We start from the raw sequence: 16,666 nt of genomic DNA on the forward strand, positions 1-16,666 counted from the left end.
CCATGGTAAATCGATTCGTATCAGTAAGACAAGTTGGAATGACGGTAGCGTTATTGCTTGTGGCGATGTTAATCGTCATTCCCCTTTTTCTTATTTTATTTTCTAGTATATATGAAAATAGCAGTTGGAACTTTTTAAAGCCTTTTGAAGTGATGCAGAGTGGTGGATTAGCTGGGATTTTTCTGAATTCGCTGCTTCTAGGTGTACTCGTTGTAATAGGAGCTACAATATTTGCATTTCCATTGGCGTTTATTATGAGCAAAACAGATGTAGGAAAGTATAGTAAGTTAGATATTGTTTTTATGATTCCATTTATGACACCGCCGTATATTGGATCAATGGGCTGGATTTTGTTCATGCAACCTAACGGCTATTTTGAACAATTTTTTCCGATGCTAAAGACAGTTTCATCATTGTTTTTTAGTTTAGGAGGTATGGTCTTAATTATGAGTCTGCATTTATTCCCATTCCTGTATTTCATGCTGAAAAACACGTTACTTCAGATTGGGAGTAGTAAAGAAGAAGCTGCAGCAGTTCATGGCGGAAGTTTTTTCTATCGTTTAAGAAAAATAATATTGCCGTTATTAGTATCAAGTTATGTAATGGGTGCTTTACTCATTTTCGTAAAGACGATTGCTGAATTTGGAACACCGGCTACATTCGGACGTAGAATAGGATTCCACGTGTTAACATCAGAAATCCATAAATTTATTTCGAGTTGGCCAATTGATTTTAGTAGTGCAACAGCATTATCTTCTTTATTACTTAGTGCTTGTATGCTTATTTGGTATATGCAAAATGTATTGAATCGAAAGTATTCATATGCAATGGTTAGTGGAAAAGGTGTGAAATCTAAAAGATATACTTTGTCTATATTTACGCGCGTTGTAGCATGGATGTATGTAATTGGTTTATTAATCGTATCAATTGGAATTCCATACTTTTCTATACTTATTGCTTCTTTGTCAAAATTAAGAGGCGGCGGATTACATGTAAGTAACTTTACAACAAGCCATTATGAGGCATTGTTTACAATGGGATCTCCGGGATTAGAGGCTTTATGGAATAGTTTTCTTTTTTCGCTCGTAACAGCGATTATTGCGGTAATGATTGGAGTCTTTTTGGCACTTATGATTCGAAAGGGGAAAAAAACCTCTGAAAAATGGCTTGATATGTGCGGTATGTTACCGAATATGGTACCAGGAATCGTTATGGTTGTAGGTCTTATTCTATTTTGGAATTCACCATATATGCCTATGTCAATTTACAATACACCAATCATGGTTATCGTAACGTATGTTGTTCTGTTTTTACCTTACACGGTGCAATATGTAAAATCATCACTCGGACAAATTGATGATTCTCTCATGCAGGCAGGAAGTGTTTTTTCTGGAAATTACATTTATATTTTTAGAAAAATAATATTGCCTCTTATTATCCCAGGCATTCTTGCTGGATGGGCGATGACATTTACAATTTCGATAAGAGAGTTAGTAGCATCGCTTCTCGTATTACCTCCATCAGTAGAAACGTCAGCAACTTTTATTTTCGCTCAATTTGAACAGGGTGAAGTATCTATAGGCATGGCGATGGCCGTTGTTTCTGTTGGACTTACAACAATGTGCTTATTACTGCTGCAACATATGGAGCAAAAGCGAAAAGGGGTAGCATGATGAGAGTGGAAGTGTGGGGAGGAGCAGGAGAGTACGGTCGCTCCTGCTATTTTGTAAAAAATAAAGAGGCGAAAATAGTATTTGATTGTGGTATTAATCGATCTTATGAGGATAGTTATCCAAAAATAGAGAGAGAAGCTGTTCCATTTTTAGATGCGGTATTTTTATCACATATTCATGAAGATCATACGATGGGTTTACCTTTATTAGCGAAGTATGGCTATAAGAAAAAAATTTGGACGACTCGTTATACGAAGGAGCAACTGCCGTTATATTATGAAAAATGGAGAAACTATAATGTGATGCAAGGGTGGGATTTACCTTATAGCGACCAACAAATAAAAGATTTAAATTATGTATGTATTGATGAGATTAGCAATCCAAATGAATGGGTACAAATTACTCCTATATTGCGGTTTCAATGGGGATATAGTGGGCATGTATTGGGAGCTGTTTGGTTTTTAGTTGATATGTGTAATACATACGTATTTTATTCAGGCGACTATTCAGCAGATTCTAATATACTACGAGCTAATTTACCTGAGAAATTGGGTCACAATATAAAAGTTGCAATTGTAGATGCCGCTTATCACACAGATGATGTTTCGCAAAATGAAAGATTAGACGATCTATGTGCAGAAATTGAACGAGTTATGCAAAATAAAGGAATAGCATTATTACCGCTGCCACAACTTGGTAGGGCGCAAGATATAGTATTGTATTTATATGAACGATATAAAGAATTTCCGCTTATAGTAGATAAAGAAATTTTGGCTGGATTTGAAGAGATGTTCGTATATAAAGATTGGATAAAAAATAATGAAGAATTTAAATGGATTATGGAGAGTTTAAAAAGAAACATAATAGTGATGGATAATGACATTAGTATGCAAAATAGTTACGGAATAGTTGTAATGAGTGATGCGAATATGCAAACGAAACGAGCACAGTTATGCTATGAACAGCTTCGGAATGAAAAACGTAATTCCGTTATTTTTACTGGGCATATTGCGAAAGGGAGTTTTGCAGAAAGAGTTATGAAAGAACCTGTAAGGAGTACATGTAGGGTGAAGCGAGTTCCGTATAAAGTTCACCAAAGTATAAGAGACGTTAAAGAGATGTTAAATACATTATTACCAGAACATACGGTGCTAGTACACGCTTTGAAAGAGGATACAGATCGATTACAACAAAAGCTAAGTACAGCAGGATATGAAAATGTATATTCACTTGCAATGGAACGTATAGAAGTCATTTAAAATACAAAGGGGATAGGTATATGAAAAAAGTATTTGTATTCGTAAGCATTTTCTTTTGTTGTTTCCTTTATAACGTTAAGGAAGGGTTTACTGCTAGTCCAATGAAACCTAGTTTTGAAGTGAAGTTATTATTAAAGCCAGAACAAGTATTAGGTTATAACAAAGAGATGAAGCAAGAGGTGCTAGAACATTTCCAGGCTGGTACAAAATATGAAAGAATACAAGTGCAATTTTTAGATACTGCAAATAAAAGTTTAAGTGATGAAGGTTGGTTTGCTAGAATTCGAAAGAAAGAATTTAGTAAAGATTTTGAACTAACATATAAAAAAAGATATCCTATTCAAAATGGTGTAATTCAAGATGCACTAGAAGTAGCTAAAAAAGAAGGATTCGATAGTAATACGGATAGTTATGAGGCGGAAATAGATTGGGGATTTGAGAAGAAAACATTAAGCATTTCAAATAAGAAAAGTTACAGTGCTAAAGGATATGGGATACTTGATTTACCAAATGAACAAGCTGCTCAAAACATGTTAATAGAAAAATTACCAGGGAAAATGAACAAATGGTTGTATACAAATTGGGGAGAAGAGATGTTAAAGAATTCCCGTATTTACGGTCCTGTATTAATGAAGCGATATACAGGAGAGTTTGAAAACATAAAAGCAAATATTGAAATTTGGCCATTAAGTAATACTGGGAAATTAGAAGATGACTTCGTAATAGAAGTGTCATTTAAAACAAATGAAGAAAGTATTGCGACAAAACAAAGGGAATTATTAATGGCGAGTTTAGAGAAAAAAGGCTGGTTGTTACCGAAAGATAGTTTGAAGACAGAGCTTATTTTTCAGTAAATGAGAAAAAAGGAATCCATATTTCGTGGATTCCTTTTTATATATGAGTATTAAGCTAAATCATGTACAGAGATAATAAAGTTGTTTAATTTACAATAAAGTCATTTAAAAAATAATATAGTTGTTTAAAAATCCTTCTTCTACTAACGAGGCAGGTTAGTGGAAGAAATAGCAAGTGGGTTTAACTAGGAGAAGTGTCGATGACATTAAAGAAGACACCGAGGTGTCTTCTGTTTTTTAAATTAAAAATATCGATAAATTAGGATTTATTTACTTAACATTATACTTATTTTCGGACCGAGGCATCTAATCGGTGAGTATATACAAACCAAGTAATGCTTGCTGTTAATAATGTTGACGAAATTAAAGCTGTAAGAACACTATATGTTTGCCAAATAAGTATCGTTGACCAATCGAGGGCAAAAAACATTATACACTGGGCAATCGTAGCGATTAGGAAAATAATTGTTACGATTGTTCTCTTTTTTGTCATTGGCTGCTGCTCATTCGTTTTCCTTTTTCTTAATCCTAAGAAAAATAACAGAACGGCTAATAGGCAAAGAATAATTGTGGTAGACGACAAAATGATGTCCAAAAGCTGTGTGCCGCTTATCTCATATGACTGAGTTAGATTGCCGTTTAATATATTTTTAACTTTTAGTACCAGATTTATATTGGTATTTGCGCCGTTGCTCAGTAAGCAGATGGCTGTTCTTTCATTTGGCAGTATGGCTACTTCGGTACTAAAATTTGGATTACCCCCAGTGTGTTCTATAAACGTTTGTTCGGCGTTTACCGACCAACCTGCCGCATAATACATATCATTGACAGCCGAAACAGACATATCACCCCTATGTGATTTTTCGATAGCCCTGTGAAATATTTCGGGTATGTCCTGCACAATACCCATCTGTATGCCCATCCAACGCGCCATATCTTTTGTATTAGAAATGATATAGCCGGCAGGTTTATTCCCAGCATAATCCGGAGCGTTAAATGGAGTTGTTATAAAAAAGGAAGAACGGTAGCCCTGTGCTAACTGTCCAGTGGCTTGAGCATCTTCTTTATAAACATACGTCTGGTGAAGACCTAAGGGTATAAATACCTGCTCCTTCATAAAGTCTTCATAGCTTTGTTGTGATATAATCTCAATAACCAAACCCAATACGTCATAATTAACGGTTCCATAGTTATATTGTTCACCGGGAGAGAACGCCAATTCTGCATCTACCAGCGTTTCCACGGTCTTTTGCAACATATCAGGCGTATTACCTTGTGGAATATTTTGAAGATGTCTAATATTTGTTAGGCCGCTGGTATGGTGAAGAAAGTTATTTAGTGTAAGGTTTTGCATATCAACAGGTTTACCTTGATACTTTAACGTAAACCAAGGTAAATATTTTTGGATAGGGTCAGTCATTGATAGCAGCCCTTGCTCTTCCAATAGCAAAATCCCCATACCAGTAAAAGCTTTACTCACCGAGGCCAACTCATAGAGTGTATTTTCACTTGCAGACAGTCCCTTTTCAAAATCTGCATACCCAGAAGAAAAGTAGAACACTTCACCATCAGCAAGTATTGAGAGTGACATTCCAGGCACACCTGACGTACGACAGGCATCATCTAGCAATGCTTGTATTGCCACAGATTTCGAATCTGACAACGCATAACTTTGTGTTGCGAATCCTGAGAATAATATAAATATCGTTAATACAAAAACAATAGTCTTTTTCATACACTCTCCTTTTTGAAGAATTATAAGGGTATAAATAACTTATTTTTATAACTATAAACTAAATTCTGATTTATATTTCTATTTATCTATATAATATCAAATAATTGTGAAGAGTTACACTTAAACTAACGGGGGCGTTAGTTTAATAAGAAGTAAACAACTTTATTATTCATTTTTTAAGCATTACATAAGCAGATGGATATAATTTGAAACAACTTTAAAGAGCCTTGCTGCATATAGAATGTAGTAAGGCTCTTATCTTTTTTAGTCAAAATTCAATAACTTTATTATCACTATACAAATCAGCTGATACGAACATATCACTGTTTTGAAGATTTTTAGAGCGTAAACTATAAGCAACTACCTTCTTTTTATATTGTTTTACAACATCAACATGCTCTTCATGACTGTAAATATAAAATGTGAAATCTTTTTTACCACGTTTTGCATTGATAATTAAAGGAGTGCCTTCATTATGGGGTGGTGCATAATAGCGATCTAAAAATAAACCTTCGTTAAAATCATGAATAATTTTTGATTTCTTTTCGCCTTCTACGTTATTTCCGTGAATTGTAATAGTCACATTCTCTTCGTCAAGTTGTGGATGTGTTTCGTACTTGCTAATAATGGATTCAATAACAGTGTTAGGAAGGCTAGAAACGATAATTTTAAATGCTCCAAATACAACTAACATCACAATAAACCAAGTCGTCATAGTATATCATCCCCTTTATTCTATTTAATAATATAACTCATATGGTAATAGTACATATGGTGAAGTTTTGTATAATTTGTGAAAAATATGCCATTTTTACGAACGAAATGTTAGAAAAATCAATTTTGTTACAAAAAGTTGAAATTGAAGTATTTTAAAAGAAAAAGGTTTATAATAAAAATATAACTAATAACCACATTACTAATTATAAGGAAGTGTAACTATGAGTACTGTAGCAATCGTATATGGTATTATTCTTTCCACAATTATTGTTTTGTTTTTCGTTGGGGTCTCACGTTATATTCATAAATGGAAAGAAGGCGTTGCGAAATTAAATCACATTGAAGAAGAACTTAGTGATTTAATGTTACATCATGGTAAGTAAAATTTTTCAACTAAACAATGTGAAGAATATCACAAAACATGCTCTCATCATGAAAGCATGTTTTTTTGTTGTTTAAGAAAAGAAGTGTTTTTTGTATAAATAATCTAATTATTACTTAAAAAGGGAAATTTATTTAGTATAATATATAATATGTTTATTTTAGGGGGAGTATCATGAGGGGATTAAAAGTTGTTGGAATTATAGCTGGAATTACTATAGTAGGCTGTATAGCTTTCTTTTCAGTGAAGGAATATGTCAATTCCAAAGAAGACTCTAATTATGTGCTAAATTACATAAAAGAACATAAGGATGATAAAACAACTTCTTTAATTGTTAAAAGAAATGGTGAAACATTGACATCAATAAATGAAAAAGAAAAACTACCGCTAGCAAGTATGTCGAAAATCGTTATAGCAATTGAATATGCTAAGCAAGTAGCTGAAGGGAAAATAAGAAAAGACGAGCAAATTTCATTGAAAGAATTAGAAAAATACTATGTGAAAAATACTGATGGTGGTGCACACCCTGCATGGCTAGATGATGTAAAAGTTAAAGAGTTAGTGAAGGGTGGTCAAACTTCTTTAGAAGAAGTAGTGAAAGGAATGATCCATTATAGTTCGAATGCGAATACATCATATTTATTGGACAAGCTTGGAGCAGCGCGGATAAATGAAAGTTTGAAAGAGTTAGGCTTAAATAGTCACGATGAATTTTATCCAACGTATACAGGGGCATTATATATGAGGGGCTATGTTGAAAAAGAACTGCATATTCCTCAAAATAAAGCATTGGACAAGCTACGTAATATGTCTAATGATGAATATGTTAAGCATGTATGGCAAATACATGAATGGATGAAAGACGAGAAAGAATGGACAAAACGCGAGATATCGTTAAAAGCCGATATGGACTTTCAACGTATTTGGTCAGATCGGTTTATAGGTGCAAATGCGAAGGATTACATGAGTTTACTGGAAAAGATAAATAGCAGAAATTATTTTACACCACAAATGCAAGGTGAGATTGAGAATATATTTAAAGGAACCGTAGGAGAGGGTATGTTCGAATTTGCTGGACAGAAAGGTGGTTCTACGGCATTTGTATTAACAAATAGTTTCTATGGTACTGATAAAAAAGGGAATAAGATTGAGATTGTCTTTATGATGAACAATTTGAGTGAAAAAGCATTTGAAAAACTTCTAAGTAATATGGATTACTTTATTCGAGATATTGCCATAAGTGAGGAATTCAGAAATAAATTATAATGAAATAATTTTATTATGTAAACAAAAGAGCGCTTATGCAAAGTGCTCTTTTTTAATACAGGATTTTCCAATCTTGTTATTGAATATAAATTGAAAATAAGAAAGAAGGTTGAAAAATGACAACAATCTATTTCGTTCGCCATGCCCATTCTACCTATACAAAAGAAGAACGGGAGCGACCTTTATCTGAAAAAGGGTACTTAGATGCAGAGAATGTAACACGCTTATTAAAAGATAAACATATTGATGTTGTGATTTCTAGCCCATATAAAAGAGCAATCCAAACTGTACAAGGAATTGCGAATACATATAAATTATTAATACAAACAGAAGAAGATTTGCGTGAAAGATTATTGAGCACAGAACCGGTATCAAATTTTAATGATGCTATGCAGAATGTGTGGGAAGATTGGAGTTTTGCATACGAAGGCGGAGAATCGAATGATGTCGCACAAAGGCGCGCTGTAATATGTATGCAAAATATATTAAAACAATATGAAGGTAAGAATATTGTAATAGGTACGCATGGAAATATTATGGTATTACTCATGAATTATTTTAATTCGAAATATGATTTAGAGTTTTGGAAAACACTTCATATGCCTGATGTGTATCAATTAAATTTTGATAAAAATCGTTTCATTTCTGCTGAAAGAATAGAGAAAACAGGTCATCGGTTAAATATTTTGTAAAAGTTTATCAAAAAAAGAGGAAAGAGAGAAGTTATTGTAGAAGTATGACTTTGTAACATAAAAAATATATGTTAAAGGAGGCTGTTTACATGTTTGAGAAAGAGAAAGAAGGGCTTATTGAAGTTCAAAACGTATATGAAATTGCACCAGAAGATGGAACAATTATTGGTATGGCAACGGAAGAAGAAATGGAAATTGCTGCTGAACTAGAGTTACAGTACTATGCCCATTCTCGTTTGTTAGAAGCAAATATTCAGTTAGACGGTTCCTCCTACAAAGAGTTACTTCAGGAGTTCCAGGAGTACGAAAGAAAATCAATGAGCTTTTGGCGAGCGATACATAAACGTTTAGCTGTGCCATGGGCGTGGGTACTACGTATTGATGTTGCGAATGGCCCTATATATGTAAGTAATGGAAGTTCATATTACGAAGAAATCGATGATGAAGAAGATTATGAATAGATAAGTAAGGAAGCAGCTTTAGTTGCTTCCTTTTTTTATTTGTAAGAAATGAATCGCCTCAATAATAATATCTGGTCGATCATTTTCTATACCGTGACTAGCATGTTCGGCAAGAATATATTGGTTGTTAGTTGAGAGGTGTAATTGTTCGTGAATTAGTTCTTGCCACATTGCTTCAAGTTGTGTTGCTTCCTCTTTTGGCATGCCGCCATTAGTCAATTGAGTAATAGAATATTGAGGATCTCTACCGATAACGATTAATGGTATTTCTAATGTTTTACATAGCTCTTTTAGTGAGAGAGCACAGTTTTTCCACTCCGATAGTTCAGAAGCTGTCGCTTTATATAATGAAGGCGAGGTAGAGAATTCAATTTGCTGTTTTGATTGATCGGTGAGAATAGGTTTTAGTTCATTATAAAGTGTGTCTACATCCATTTTGGAATATATATTATATTTTTGAAACCAAACATCATCAGAATCAGTTTGATCAGAAATTGGTAAATGAAGTTCATCTAAACGGTGTAAGTTCATCGAAGTAGAATCAACTAAAATAAGTGCTTGCAGCTTATCTTCATGTAACATCGCAAAATGTTGTGCACATAATCCTCCATAGGAATGACCGATTAGAATAAATGGTTCTTGAATAGCTAGTTTGTTTAGTAACATATGTAGCTCTTTTGTAACTTGCCTTATTGTACGCGGCTGATTGCCTAAATCACTTTTTCCGTAACCTGGGCGATGGTATGAAACAACTGTAAAATGCTCTGAAAGCTTTTCTATAATAGGAAACCAATCATAAAATGAGCAAGTCATTCCAGTTTGAATGACTACAGTTTGTTTACCATCTCCTTTTATATGTACTTCATATTTTGCCCCATTATTTCTACAAATTTATGAATGTTAATTCCTCCTAAGCTTGAAATAATTTTTGACAAGCAAAAACGATACACCAAACACCTATACCAAGTAGGACAGATGTACTAAGTGTAAATGAATTTTTTAAACCAATATAGACAATAAATAATAGTAGTGCTGATGCGGGGAATCCATATAATACCCCTAAAGCAAATTGACTCAATTCTTGTTTATTTCCGCCTTCGAATGAAATCCAAAATAAACTAAGTAAACTCACGAGAGGAAGGGCAGCAATAAAGCCACCTATCGTACTGTAATGTTTAGCGACTTCAGTGATAATGCCGATAATAAGTGCCGAAACGATTACTTTAACGAGGAAATGCATATTTTGCCTCCTTCGCTAATAACGAAAATGCTTTTTCAATTAATTGTTGTTCTTCTTTTGATAACTGTAATTCTAATATTTTTATCTTTTCTTTATCTAGTAAAGTATGTTTTTCTAATACTTCAATTCCTTCAATTGTTAATGTAAGATTTACAACTCTTTCATCTTTTTTATTTCGCTCTTTAATGATGAAGCCCTTTTGAATAAGGCGCTTTATGTGTTCAGACGCTGTGTTATGAGAAAGACTAAGCTCAGTAGCGACTTTTCCAATTGTTATACCTTTCTCACGAGAAACGATTTGTAAAATACGAATTGCTTGGTGGGAAAGGTTGTCCTCGTATTCGTATCGTAAGTGATAATAAATGCTCTCCCAATGTTGATTAATGTTGTTCATAATAATAAATCCCCTTTTTTATATCGTATAGTAAGATATATTCGTTGTTTTAGAAATAAAATCCTTTTATTTGGATAAAAAATGTTGAAAAAGTTTATTTTTATTGAAATATAAGGTAATCTATGTGTAAAGGTATACATTTAGCAAGAGAGAGGATGATAGCTGTGAATACATTCAAATGGATTAGTCATGAACAGATGTATGTAGATGAAATACATGTTGAAAAATGTGGTCCTCTTTCAGTCGGCGTATATGGGGGAAATCAAGAGAGTGATGCATATGAACGAGGAGATGCGGTGCTGGCTTGGTGGGATCCTGAATTACAATTTGAATTTGTTATGATTTTTGATACACATCACAAAACAAAAAATATAGATTATATAATAGAAGCGATTTCGGAAAGAAAAGAAAAACTAAAAGAGTTATTCTCATATCCAATACATTTAGCTTTCCATCATACACATATGTACCTATTAGCGTTATTTACAGATGAGTTATTTATTAAAAAGTGTGATCAAGATGATGAGGAACTCGCTTGCTTAATTTGTTTACGAAAAGGCGAATTTTTATATTGGTTATCAGTTGGTGATTGTTTCGCGTATTTATTCCATTCTGAGAAAACGAAAAATGGAAAAGGACGATTAAATAAACGGAAAAATTACGAATATATTGGCAGGAAAAATATTTTTGCAGCAAATACACCTTGCTTTACGTCAGGTGTAAGAGGATTAGAAAAAGGAATGAATCACATTGTAATGGCAACGGACGGTATTTTAGAGTGTGACAAACGAAGGTTTGATGATGATCAATCTTTAGTAGAAATATTACACGACGGAAATAGCTTGCAGATTGAGCCCGTATTAACAAATGTACTGCAGTGGAAAGGTAGAGACTGTGCCACGATTATTGGATGGTCTATTGATACTGATAATAAACAATGTACTAATTAATATAAAAGGAGTTCAAGGTTTTTATCCTTGAACTCCTTTTTGTTAAGCAATATGGATGTGATATGTTTTCAACCATTCATTTACTTGTAGCATATACTCCATGGCACTTCTTGCCTCAAAATTGTTAATCTCTTTATTACTTTGATCAGCAATTGAAAGTAAGATGGAATGGTTAATAAGTGAGAAAATAGGATTGTTTTTATTGTTACACATATCAAGTGTTAAATTACGGATTGTTTGTAAGTAGAGTGGATCTTGTGAAGTTGGATAAGCGCTTTTTCTTCTATTGCGTACATCGTCAGGTAAAGCTGGTTGTAGTGCTCTACGTAAAATGCCTTTTTCAATATTATCAATACTTTTTATGTTGAAAGGAACATTCCATAAATATTCAACTAATCTATAATCACAAAACGGTACACGAACTTCAAATCCAACAGCCATACTCATGCGATCTTTACGGTCAAGTAAGAAAGGAAGGAATCGTGTTAAAAATAAATAAAACATTTGACGTTGTTTCGCGGATTTTTTACTTTCGCCTTCAAGAGTAGGTACTTCAAGTATCGCCTCTTGGAATCGTGTATCAATATAGTCTTCTAGATTACATTGGTTACTTACTTCATTTAGTAGAAGAGGAGATGTATTTTTCCAATTTTTTAGCCAAGGAAACTTATCTACATATAGTAGTTCTTCTTGATGAAACCAAGGATATCCACCGAATACTTCATCAGCCGATTCGCCGGATAAAGCTACGGTCGCATCTTTTTTCATTTCGCAAAATAGTAAATATAGTGAAGTTTCCATTTCACCAGCACTCGGTAAATCTTTTGCATGAAGGGGAACGAATAATTGATTTGCTAATTCTTCAGCATTCACAATAATATCATGATGCGCTGTCCCGACATGTTCAGAAACGCGTTTTACCCAAGGTGCGTCTAAACCAGTGCGAGCAAATGTCAGTTGGAAATCTTTTGCGCTATTTACAAAGTCAACAGAATACGTATGAAGTGTTTTATTTTCAGCAGCAAATTCTTTACCCGCAAGTGCAGTAATACCGCTAGAGTCTAATCCGCCTGATAACATACAAACGAGAGGAACATCGGCAATTAATTGTCTTTTTACTGTATCTTGTAAAATAGATAAAATATGCGAAGATGTATCTTCTATAGAGTCTGTATGGAACTTACTTTCTAAATTCCAATACTTCGTAACTCCTTTTTTATGACGTGTAAATGTTATAGAATGTCCAGCACGTACTTCTTGAATATGTTTAAAGACGCCACATCCTGGAGTGCGAAATAAGCCTAATCCAAATATTTCATTTATTCCATCCGCATCAATTTCAGCAGGGACAGATGGATGCGCTAATAATGCTTTAATTTCAGAGCCGAAAATAATACTGCCATTTCTTTCTGTAAAAAAGAGTGGTTTTACACCTAAATGATCTCGTGCTAAAAACAATTGTTGCTTCTGATCATCCCATAAGGCAAAAGCGAAAATTCCGTTTAAATGTCGTACGCAGTCTTCTTTCCATTCTAAATAAGCATGTAGTAATACTTCTGTATCTGAATGGGTTTCAAATGCATGCCCACATTTTTGAAGCTGCTCTCTAAGTTCACGGAAATTATAAATTTCTCCATTATAAGTAAGAGCATACGTATAATCACCAGCACGAAATGTTTTTGGCTGCGTTCCTCCTTTAGGATCTATTACGATTAATCGGCGGTGTGCAAAAGCTGCGCGAGGTGAAAACCAAAATCCTTCAGCATCCGGACCACGATGCTGAATACTATTTGCCATCTTTTTTAAAATAACATGTTGATTTGAAAGGTCTTCTTTCCAATCTACCCAACCTGTAATTCCACACATACATATCTCATCTCCTAATTTAAAATAGTAGATTAACGAAATAAAATGTACACCAAGTTAAAGAATGACTATATAAATAGTGTACTACATGAACCAAATTGTAGACTTGAGAAAATTTTCTTTGAACGCATAGTTATGTGAGACAATGGCTAAGGAAAAGTATTCCATTACATACAAAAAATAAAAAAGATGAGAGAAAAAATTTTCTCAGACGTTATATAGGGTGTAAAAGCTTTTACAAAACAATAAGGGGAATCGCTACATGAAATCAAATGAGAAAAATTTTATAAAAAGATTACAACGGCAAAAAGAAGACGCGTTAGAATTTGTTGTCGATACATACTTACCACTCATAAAGGGGATCACGCATAAAGTTCTACTTCCAATTCAAAATGATGGACTCATAGAGGAATGTATAAACGATATATTTCTTTCCATTTGGAATAACGCAAATAAATTTCATGGAGAGCCGAGCGATTTTAAAAAGTGGATTGCAGCGATTGCGAAGTTTAAAGCAATTGATTATTACCGGAAATCGACTAAAACAGTAGAAATCATTTCAGATGAGTTTCATATCAGTACAGAAAAATCAGCAGAAGACGAATTAATCGTTATGGAAGATAGGGAAGAATTATTGAAGCTCATTAATCAATTAGAACCGCTAGATCAAAAGGTGTTCATTATGAAATATTTACTTGGTATGAAGACAGAGGAAATAGGTGACAAGTTAGGATTAACTCGGGCAGCAATTGATAATCGAGTGTACCGGGGGAAAAAGAAACTACAACAAAATGCTACGAATATTAGTTTTGGAGGTAGTGCAATATGAAAGACATTTATGAACTATTAAATGATATTGATATAGACGAAAAAGAACTAGAAGAAATTGAGGCTTCTGAAATTGAAAAAGAAAAAGTAAAACGAAATGTAAAACAATCGATACGTACGAAGAAAAAGATGAAAAGTTGGAAAAAAGGTGTCGCTGCTGCATCTATTTTAGTAGGATTATCAGTTGCAACACTCGGTATCGGATTTCCTACATATGCTGGGGGATTGCCAATTGTAGGTGACATATTCCGATTTTTAGATAATGGTAGAACAGGGTTATATGAAAATTATAAAGAATTTTCGACTGAGTTGAATATGACGAGAGAGAGTAATGGAGTTAAGGTTACAATTAATGATGTAATTTCTGATGGCAGAACATTATCTATAACGTATTCACTGGAAAGTGAGCAGGACTTAGGGGAGGATCCTATCATATTAGGTGGATTGGATATAATGGACGCTCATGGTAGTTCAGGCAGTGGTAAAATGACTAAAGTTACTGAAAAAAAGTATGTAGGTATGGTAACAACGACGCATCATGATAGCAATAAAAAGGACAAAGTAAACTTTAGATGGAATATAGAGAGAATAGAGATGCCAGATAGGAAAAAATCAATACAAGGTAATTGGAATTTCGCCTTAACTGTAAAATCAGTGGATAGTAAAGAGAGAACAATTGGTGGGAGTTCGGAAAAAGAAGGTATAAAAGCAAATATGGAAAAGGTCGCAATATCGCCAGTTTCATTTATTCTTTATTACAATCAAGAGGTTTCTAAGGGCACGAGGAAAGAATGGGATAGTGTAGATGTTGAATTGACGGTTAAGGATGATTTAGGGAATATTTATTCGGGTGAAGGAAATGGGGGAAGTGGCAACGATCCTTACAATATCCATTGGAGTGCCACCTTCCAAAAACTAAACGAAAATGCAACAAAGCTTATCGTTACACCTCGCGTGCACTTGCGAGTACATACACCTGAAAATCATGGTGGAGTAGAGTATGTGAATGGGAAAGAGAAGAAAATAGAAGTGCCGAAAAAAGAAGCGAAGAGTAAAGATATTGTGTTAGATGATATTGTCATTGATTTAAAGAAATAAAAGAGAGACTGCCTAAAACCATTTAGGCAGTCTTTTTTTCGTTAAGAACTAGTAACGAGCAATGCATGCGGATGCTGCGTTTTATATTCATCTTTCCACGGAATATTTAGTTGTTCCCACGATTCGCCGCTATCATTGGATTGAAAGACGCCATTGTTATTTAACGTGTAAAACGTATGTGGTTCAGCCTTGTTTGTCGCAAACATCGAAATGACTGTACCGATTGCAGATGGTAGTCCTTGTTGTACTTGCTGGAACGGAGTATCTTTCGTTTTTCGATAAATATAAGATTCATAAGGGATACGGTGATGAGCCAGATCAGCACTTGGCGCGGCAGAAACTAGAATCGTATTACAATCAGCTGGATCAATTGCCATGCTGTATAAATAATGATGTTCAAGTCCTTCACTACATGAGATCCAGCTGTTTCCATTGTTATAACTTTCAAGATAAGCACGATCAGGTCCGCCCATAAATCCGTCACCACATGATGCATAAAGACGATTTGGTGCTTCAGGGTGCATAAGTAATTGATGAGCATCGATAGGAGCACCGAATTTTTTATCAATCCATGTATGCCCTTTATCATTACTTTGAATAACAGCACCAGCTTCGATTGAAACGTGTATTGTATTAGGGTTGTTTGGATCAACTGTAATCCAGCGTACGTGATGGGTAAAAGGTCTAGGCGGGAAAGCCCACGTATAAGAAGATAATAATGATTTCATATTTTTAAGTTCAGTCCACGTTTCACCACCATTTTCAGAGCGAAATAAAGCGCTCGGTTCTGTGCCGACATAAACGACCCCATATCCGTTCACTTGTTCATTTGAGCTTATTGTTATGGAAGTGATAGAGGAGTGTAAAATACCATCTTCTTTAGGGAAATCAAAGTAACGATAAGAATCTCCAATTGGTCTCCATGAATCCCCGCTATCGTCACTTAACCATAGACCTCGTCCAAATGTTCCGCAATATACACGGTTTGGGTGGAACGGATCAACAGCGATACAGGTAGGTTGCATATTTTGTAAGTGGTAAGTCGTTTCATAGTTATCATATTGTTCTTTCACTACAACAAGTTCACGTTCCATACAGAGAAATAAACGTTTCATTTAAGTAACCTCCTTAAAATTCTTTCATTAGTAAACAATATGAAAATAAAAAAGAAGTAGTCTTGTTTTATTTGAGAAAAAGGGATTGTCTAAAAAATAGCGAAGTGTGTATACAGAGGAAGCGGGCGTTTACAAT

General features: G+C 34.2%; 18 protein-coding genes. 11 read left to right on the forward strand and 7 right to left on the reverse strand.

The features are described from left to right. The first annotated feature begins 2 nt into the window (after positions 1-2). The 3 genes from BUA87_RS00145 to BUA87_RS00155 are packed head-to-tail and all read left to right on the forward strand — an operon-like array spanning position 3 to position 3,786. Positions 3-1,673, forward strand: coding sequence for an ABC transporter permease (locus BUA87_RS00145; RefSeq protein WP_071714476.1), 1,671 nt, complete (start codon positions 3-5; stop codon positions 1,671-1,673). After that, complete coding sequence (locus BUA87_RS00150) at positions 1,670-2,932, forward strand: MBL fold metallo-hydrolase (protein WP_071714475.1); 1,263 nt, start codon at positions 1,670-1,672, stop codon at positions 2,930-2,932. The genes BUA87_RS00145 and BUA87_RS00150 overlap by 4 nt, the downstream gene beginning before the upstream one ends. A gap of 20 nt (positions 2,933-2,952) precedes the next feature. After that, positions 2,953-3,786 (forward strand): hypothetical protein, encoded by an 834-nt coding sequence (locus BUA87_RS00155; protein ID WP_000755327.1) that lies wholly within the window; start codon positions 2,953-2,955, stop codon positions 3,784-3,786. A gap of 286 nt (positions 3,787-4,072) precedes the next feature. On the opposite strand, the gene BUA87_RS00160 is transcribed toward BUA87_RS00155, so the two are convergent. After that, positions 4,073-5,521, reverse strand: coding sequence for a serine hydrolase domain-containing protein (locus BUA87_RS00160; protein WP_071714474.1), 1,449 nt, complete (start codon positions 5,519-5,521; stop codon positions 4,073-4,075). 268 nt (positions 5,522-5,789) lie between these two features. Next, a complete protein-coding gene (locus tag BUA87_RS00165) occupies positions 5,790-6,236 on the reverse strand; it encodes a YfmQ family protein (RefSeq protein ID WP_029441929.1) in 447 nt (148 codons plus the stop codon). 41 nt (positions 6,237-6,277) lie between these two features. Between BUA87_RS00165 and BUA87_RS00170 the strand changes: the two genes are divergently transcribed. From BUA87_RS00170 to BUA87_RS00190, 5 genes are all read left to right on the forward strand, one after another. Further along, on the forward strand, positions 6,278-6,394 hold the full coding sequence (locus BUA87_RS00170; RefSeq protein ID WP_001987133.1) for a hypothetical protein: 117 nt from the start codon (positions 6,278-6,280) through the stop codon (positions 6,392-6,394). Between the two features lie 65 nt (positions 6,395-6,459). Continuing rightward, the gene (locus BUA87_RS00175) at positions 6,460-6,621 is read left to right on the forward strand and encodes a hypothetical protein (protein WP_000108701.1); all 162 of its coding nucleotides are present in this window, start codon (positions 6,460-6,462) and stop codon (positions 6,619-6,621) included. A gap of 173 nt (positions 6,622-6,794) precedes the next feature. Then, positions 6,795-7,886: a serine hydrolase gene (locus BUA87_RS00180; protein WP_001214676.1), complete on the forward strand. Its 1,092-nt coding sequence runs from the start codon at positions 6,795-6,797 to the stop codon at positions 7,884-7,886. Positions 7,887-8,002: 116 nt separating this feature from the next. After that, on the forward strand, positions 8,003-8,578 hold the full coding sequence (locus BUA87_RS00185; RefSeq protein ID WP_065228587.1) for a histidine phosphatase family protein: 576 nt from the start codon (positions 8,003-8,005) through the stop codon (positions 8,576-8,578). Positions 8,579-8,667: 89 nt separating this feature from the next. Then, entirely contained in the window at positions 8,668-9,039 is a 372-nt protein-coding gene (locus BUA87_RS00190; protein WP_000461779.1) for a hypothetical protein, read from the forward strand. An 18-nt stretch (positions 9,040-9,057) separates the two neighbouring features. On the opposite strand, the gene BUA87_RS00195 is transcribed toward BUA87_RS00190, so the two are convergent. From BUA87_RS00195 to BUA87_RS00205, 3 genes are read right to left on the reverse strand one after another with little or no spacing between them, the layout of a single operon-like run. Further along, positions 9,058-9,930 (reverse strand): alpha/beta fold hydrolase, encoded by an 873-nt coding sequence (locus BUA87_RS00195; RefSeq protein ID WP_071714473.1) that lies wholly within the window; start codon positions 9,928-9,930, stop codon positions 9,058-9,060. Positions 9,931-9,949: 19 nt separating this feature from the next. Next, positions 9,950-10,279 (reverse strand): DUF3147 family protein, encoded by a 330-nt coding sequence (locus tag BUA87_RS00200; RefSeq protein ID WP_000545616.1) that lies wholly within the window; start codon positions 10,277-10,279, stop codon positions 9,950-9,952. Continuing rightward, complete coding sequence (locus tag BUA87_RS00205) at positions 10,263-10,673, reverse strand: MarR family winged helix-turn-helix transcriptional regulator (RefSeq protein WP_053564811.1); 411 nt, start codon at positions 10,671-10,673, stop codon at positions 10,263-10,265. The genes BUA87_RS00200 and BUA87_RS00205 overlap by 17 nt, the downstream gene beginning before the upstream one ends. A gap of 122 nt (positions 10,674-10,795) precedes the next feature. Between BUA87_RS00205 and BUA87_RS00210 the strand changes: the two genes are divergently transcribed. Next, positions 10,796-11,623, forward strand: coding sequence for a PP2C family serine/threonine-protein phosphatase (locus tag BUA87_RS00210; protein WP_071714472.1), 828 nt, complete (start codon positions 10,796-10,798; stop codon positions 11,621-11,623). 42 nt (positions 11,624-11,665) lie between these two features. On the opposite strand, the gene asnB is transcribed toward BUA87_RS00210, so the two are convergent. Further along, positions 11,666-13,489 carry an asparagine synthase (glutamine-hydrolyzing) gene (asnB, locus tag BUA87_RS00215; RefSeq protein ID WP_072938163.1) on the reverse strand — a complete coding sequence of 608 codons (1,824 nt, stop codon included), beginning with the start codon at positions 13,487-13,489 and terminating at the stop codon, positions 11,666-11,668. 262 nt (positions 13,490-13,751) lie between these two features. Here asnB and BUA87_RS00220 point away from each other — a divergent pair, with 262 nt between their 5' ends. Beyond that, a complete protein-coding gene (locus tag BUA87_RS00220; protein WP_000840007.1) occupies positions 13,752-14,318 on the forward strand; it encodes a sigma-70 family RNA polymerase sigma factor in 567 nt (188 codons plus the stop codon). Continuing rightward, complete coding sequence (locus BUA87_RS00225) at positions 14,315-15,415, forward strand: DUF4179 domain-containing protein (protein WP_071714470.1); 1,101 nt, start codon at positions 14,315-14,317, stop codon at positions 15,413-15,415. Before BUA87_RS00220 ends, BUA87_RS00225 begins: the two co-directional genes overlap by 4 nt. Before the next feature lie 41 nt (positions 15,416-15,456). Here the strand turns inward: BUA87_RS00225 and BUA87_RS00230 are convergent, their stop codons facing one another. Further along, on the reverse strand, positions 15,457-16,530 hold the full coding sequence (locus BUA87_RS00230) for a WD40/YVTN/BNR-like repeat-containing protein (protein ID WP_000825318.1): 1,074 nt from the start codon (positions 16,528-16,530) through the stop codon (positions 15,457-15,459). Between the last annotated feature and the right edge of the window lie 136 nt (positions 16,531-16,666).

The sequence above is a fragment of the Bacillus sp. bc15 genome (genome assembly GCF_900142585.1).
GTDB classification, from domain to species: domain Bacteria; phylum Bacillota; class Bacilli; order Bacillales; family Bacillaceae_G; genus Bacillus_A; species Bacillus_A cereus.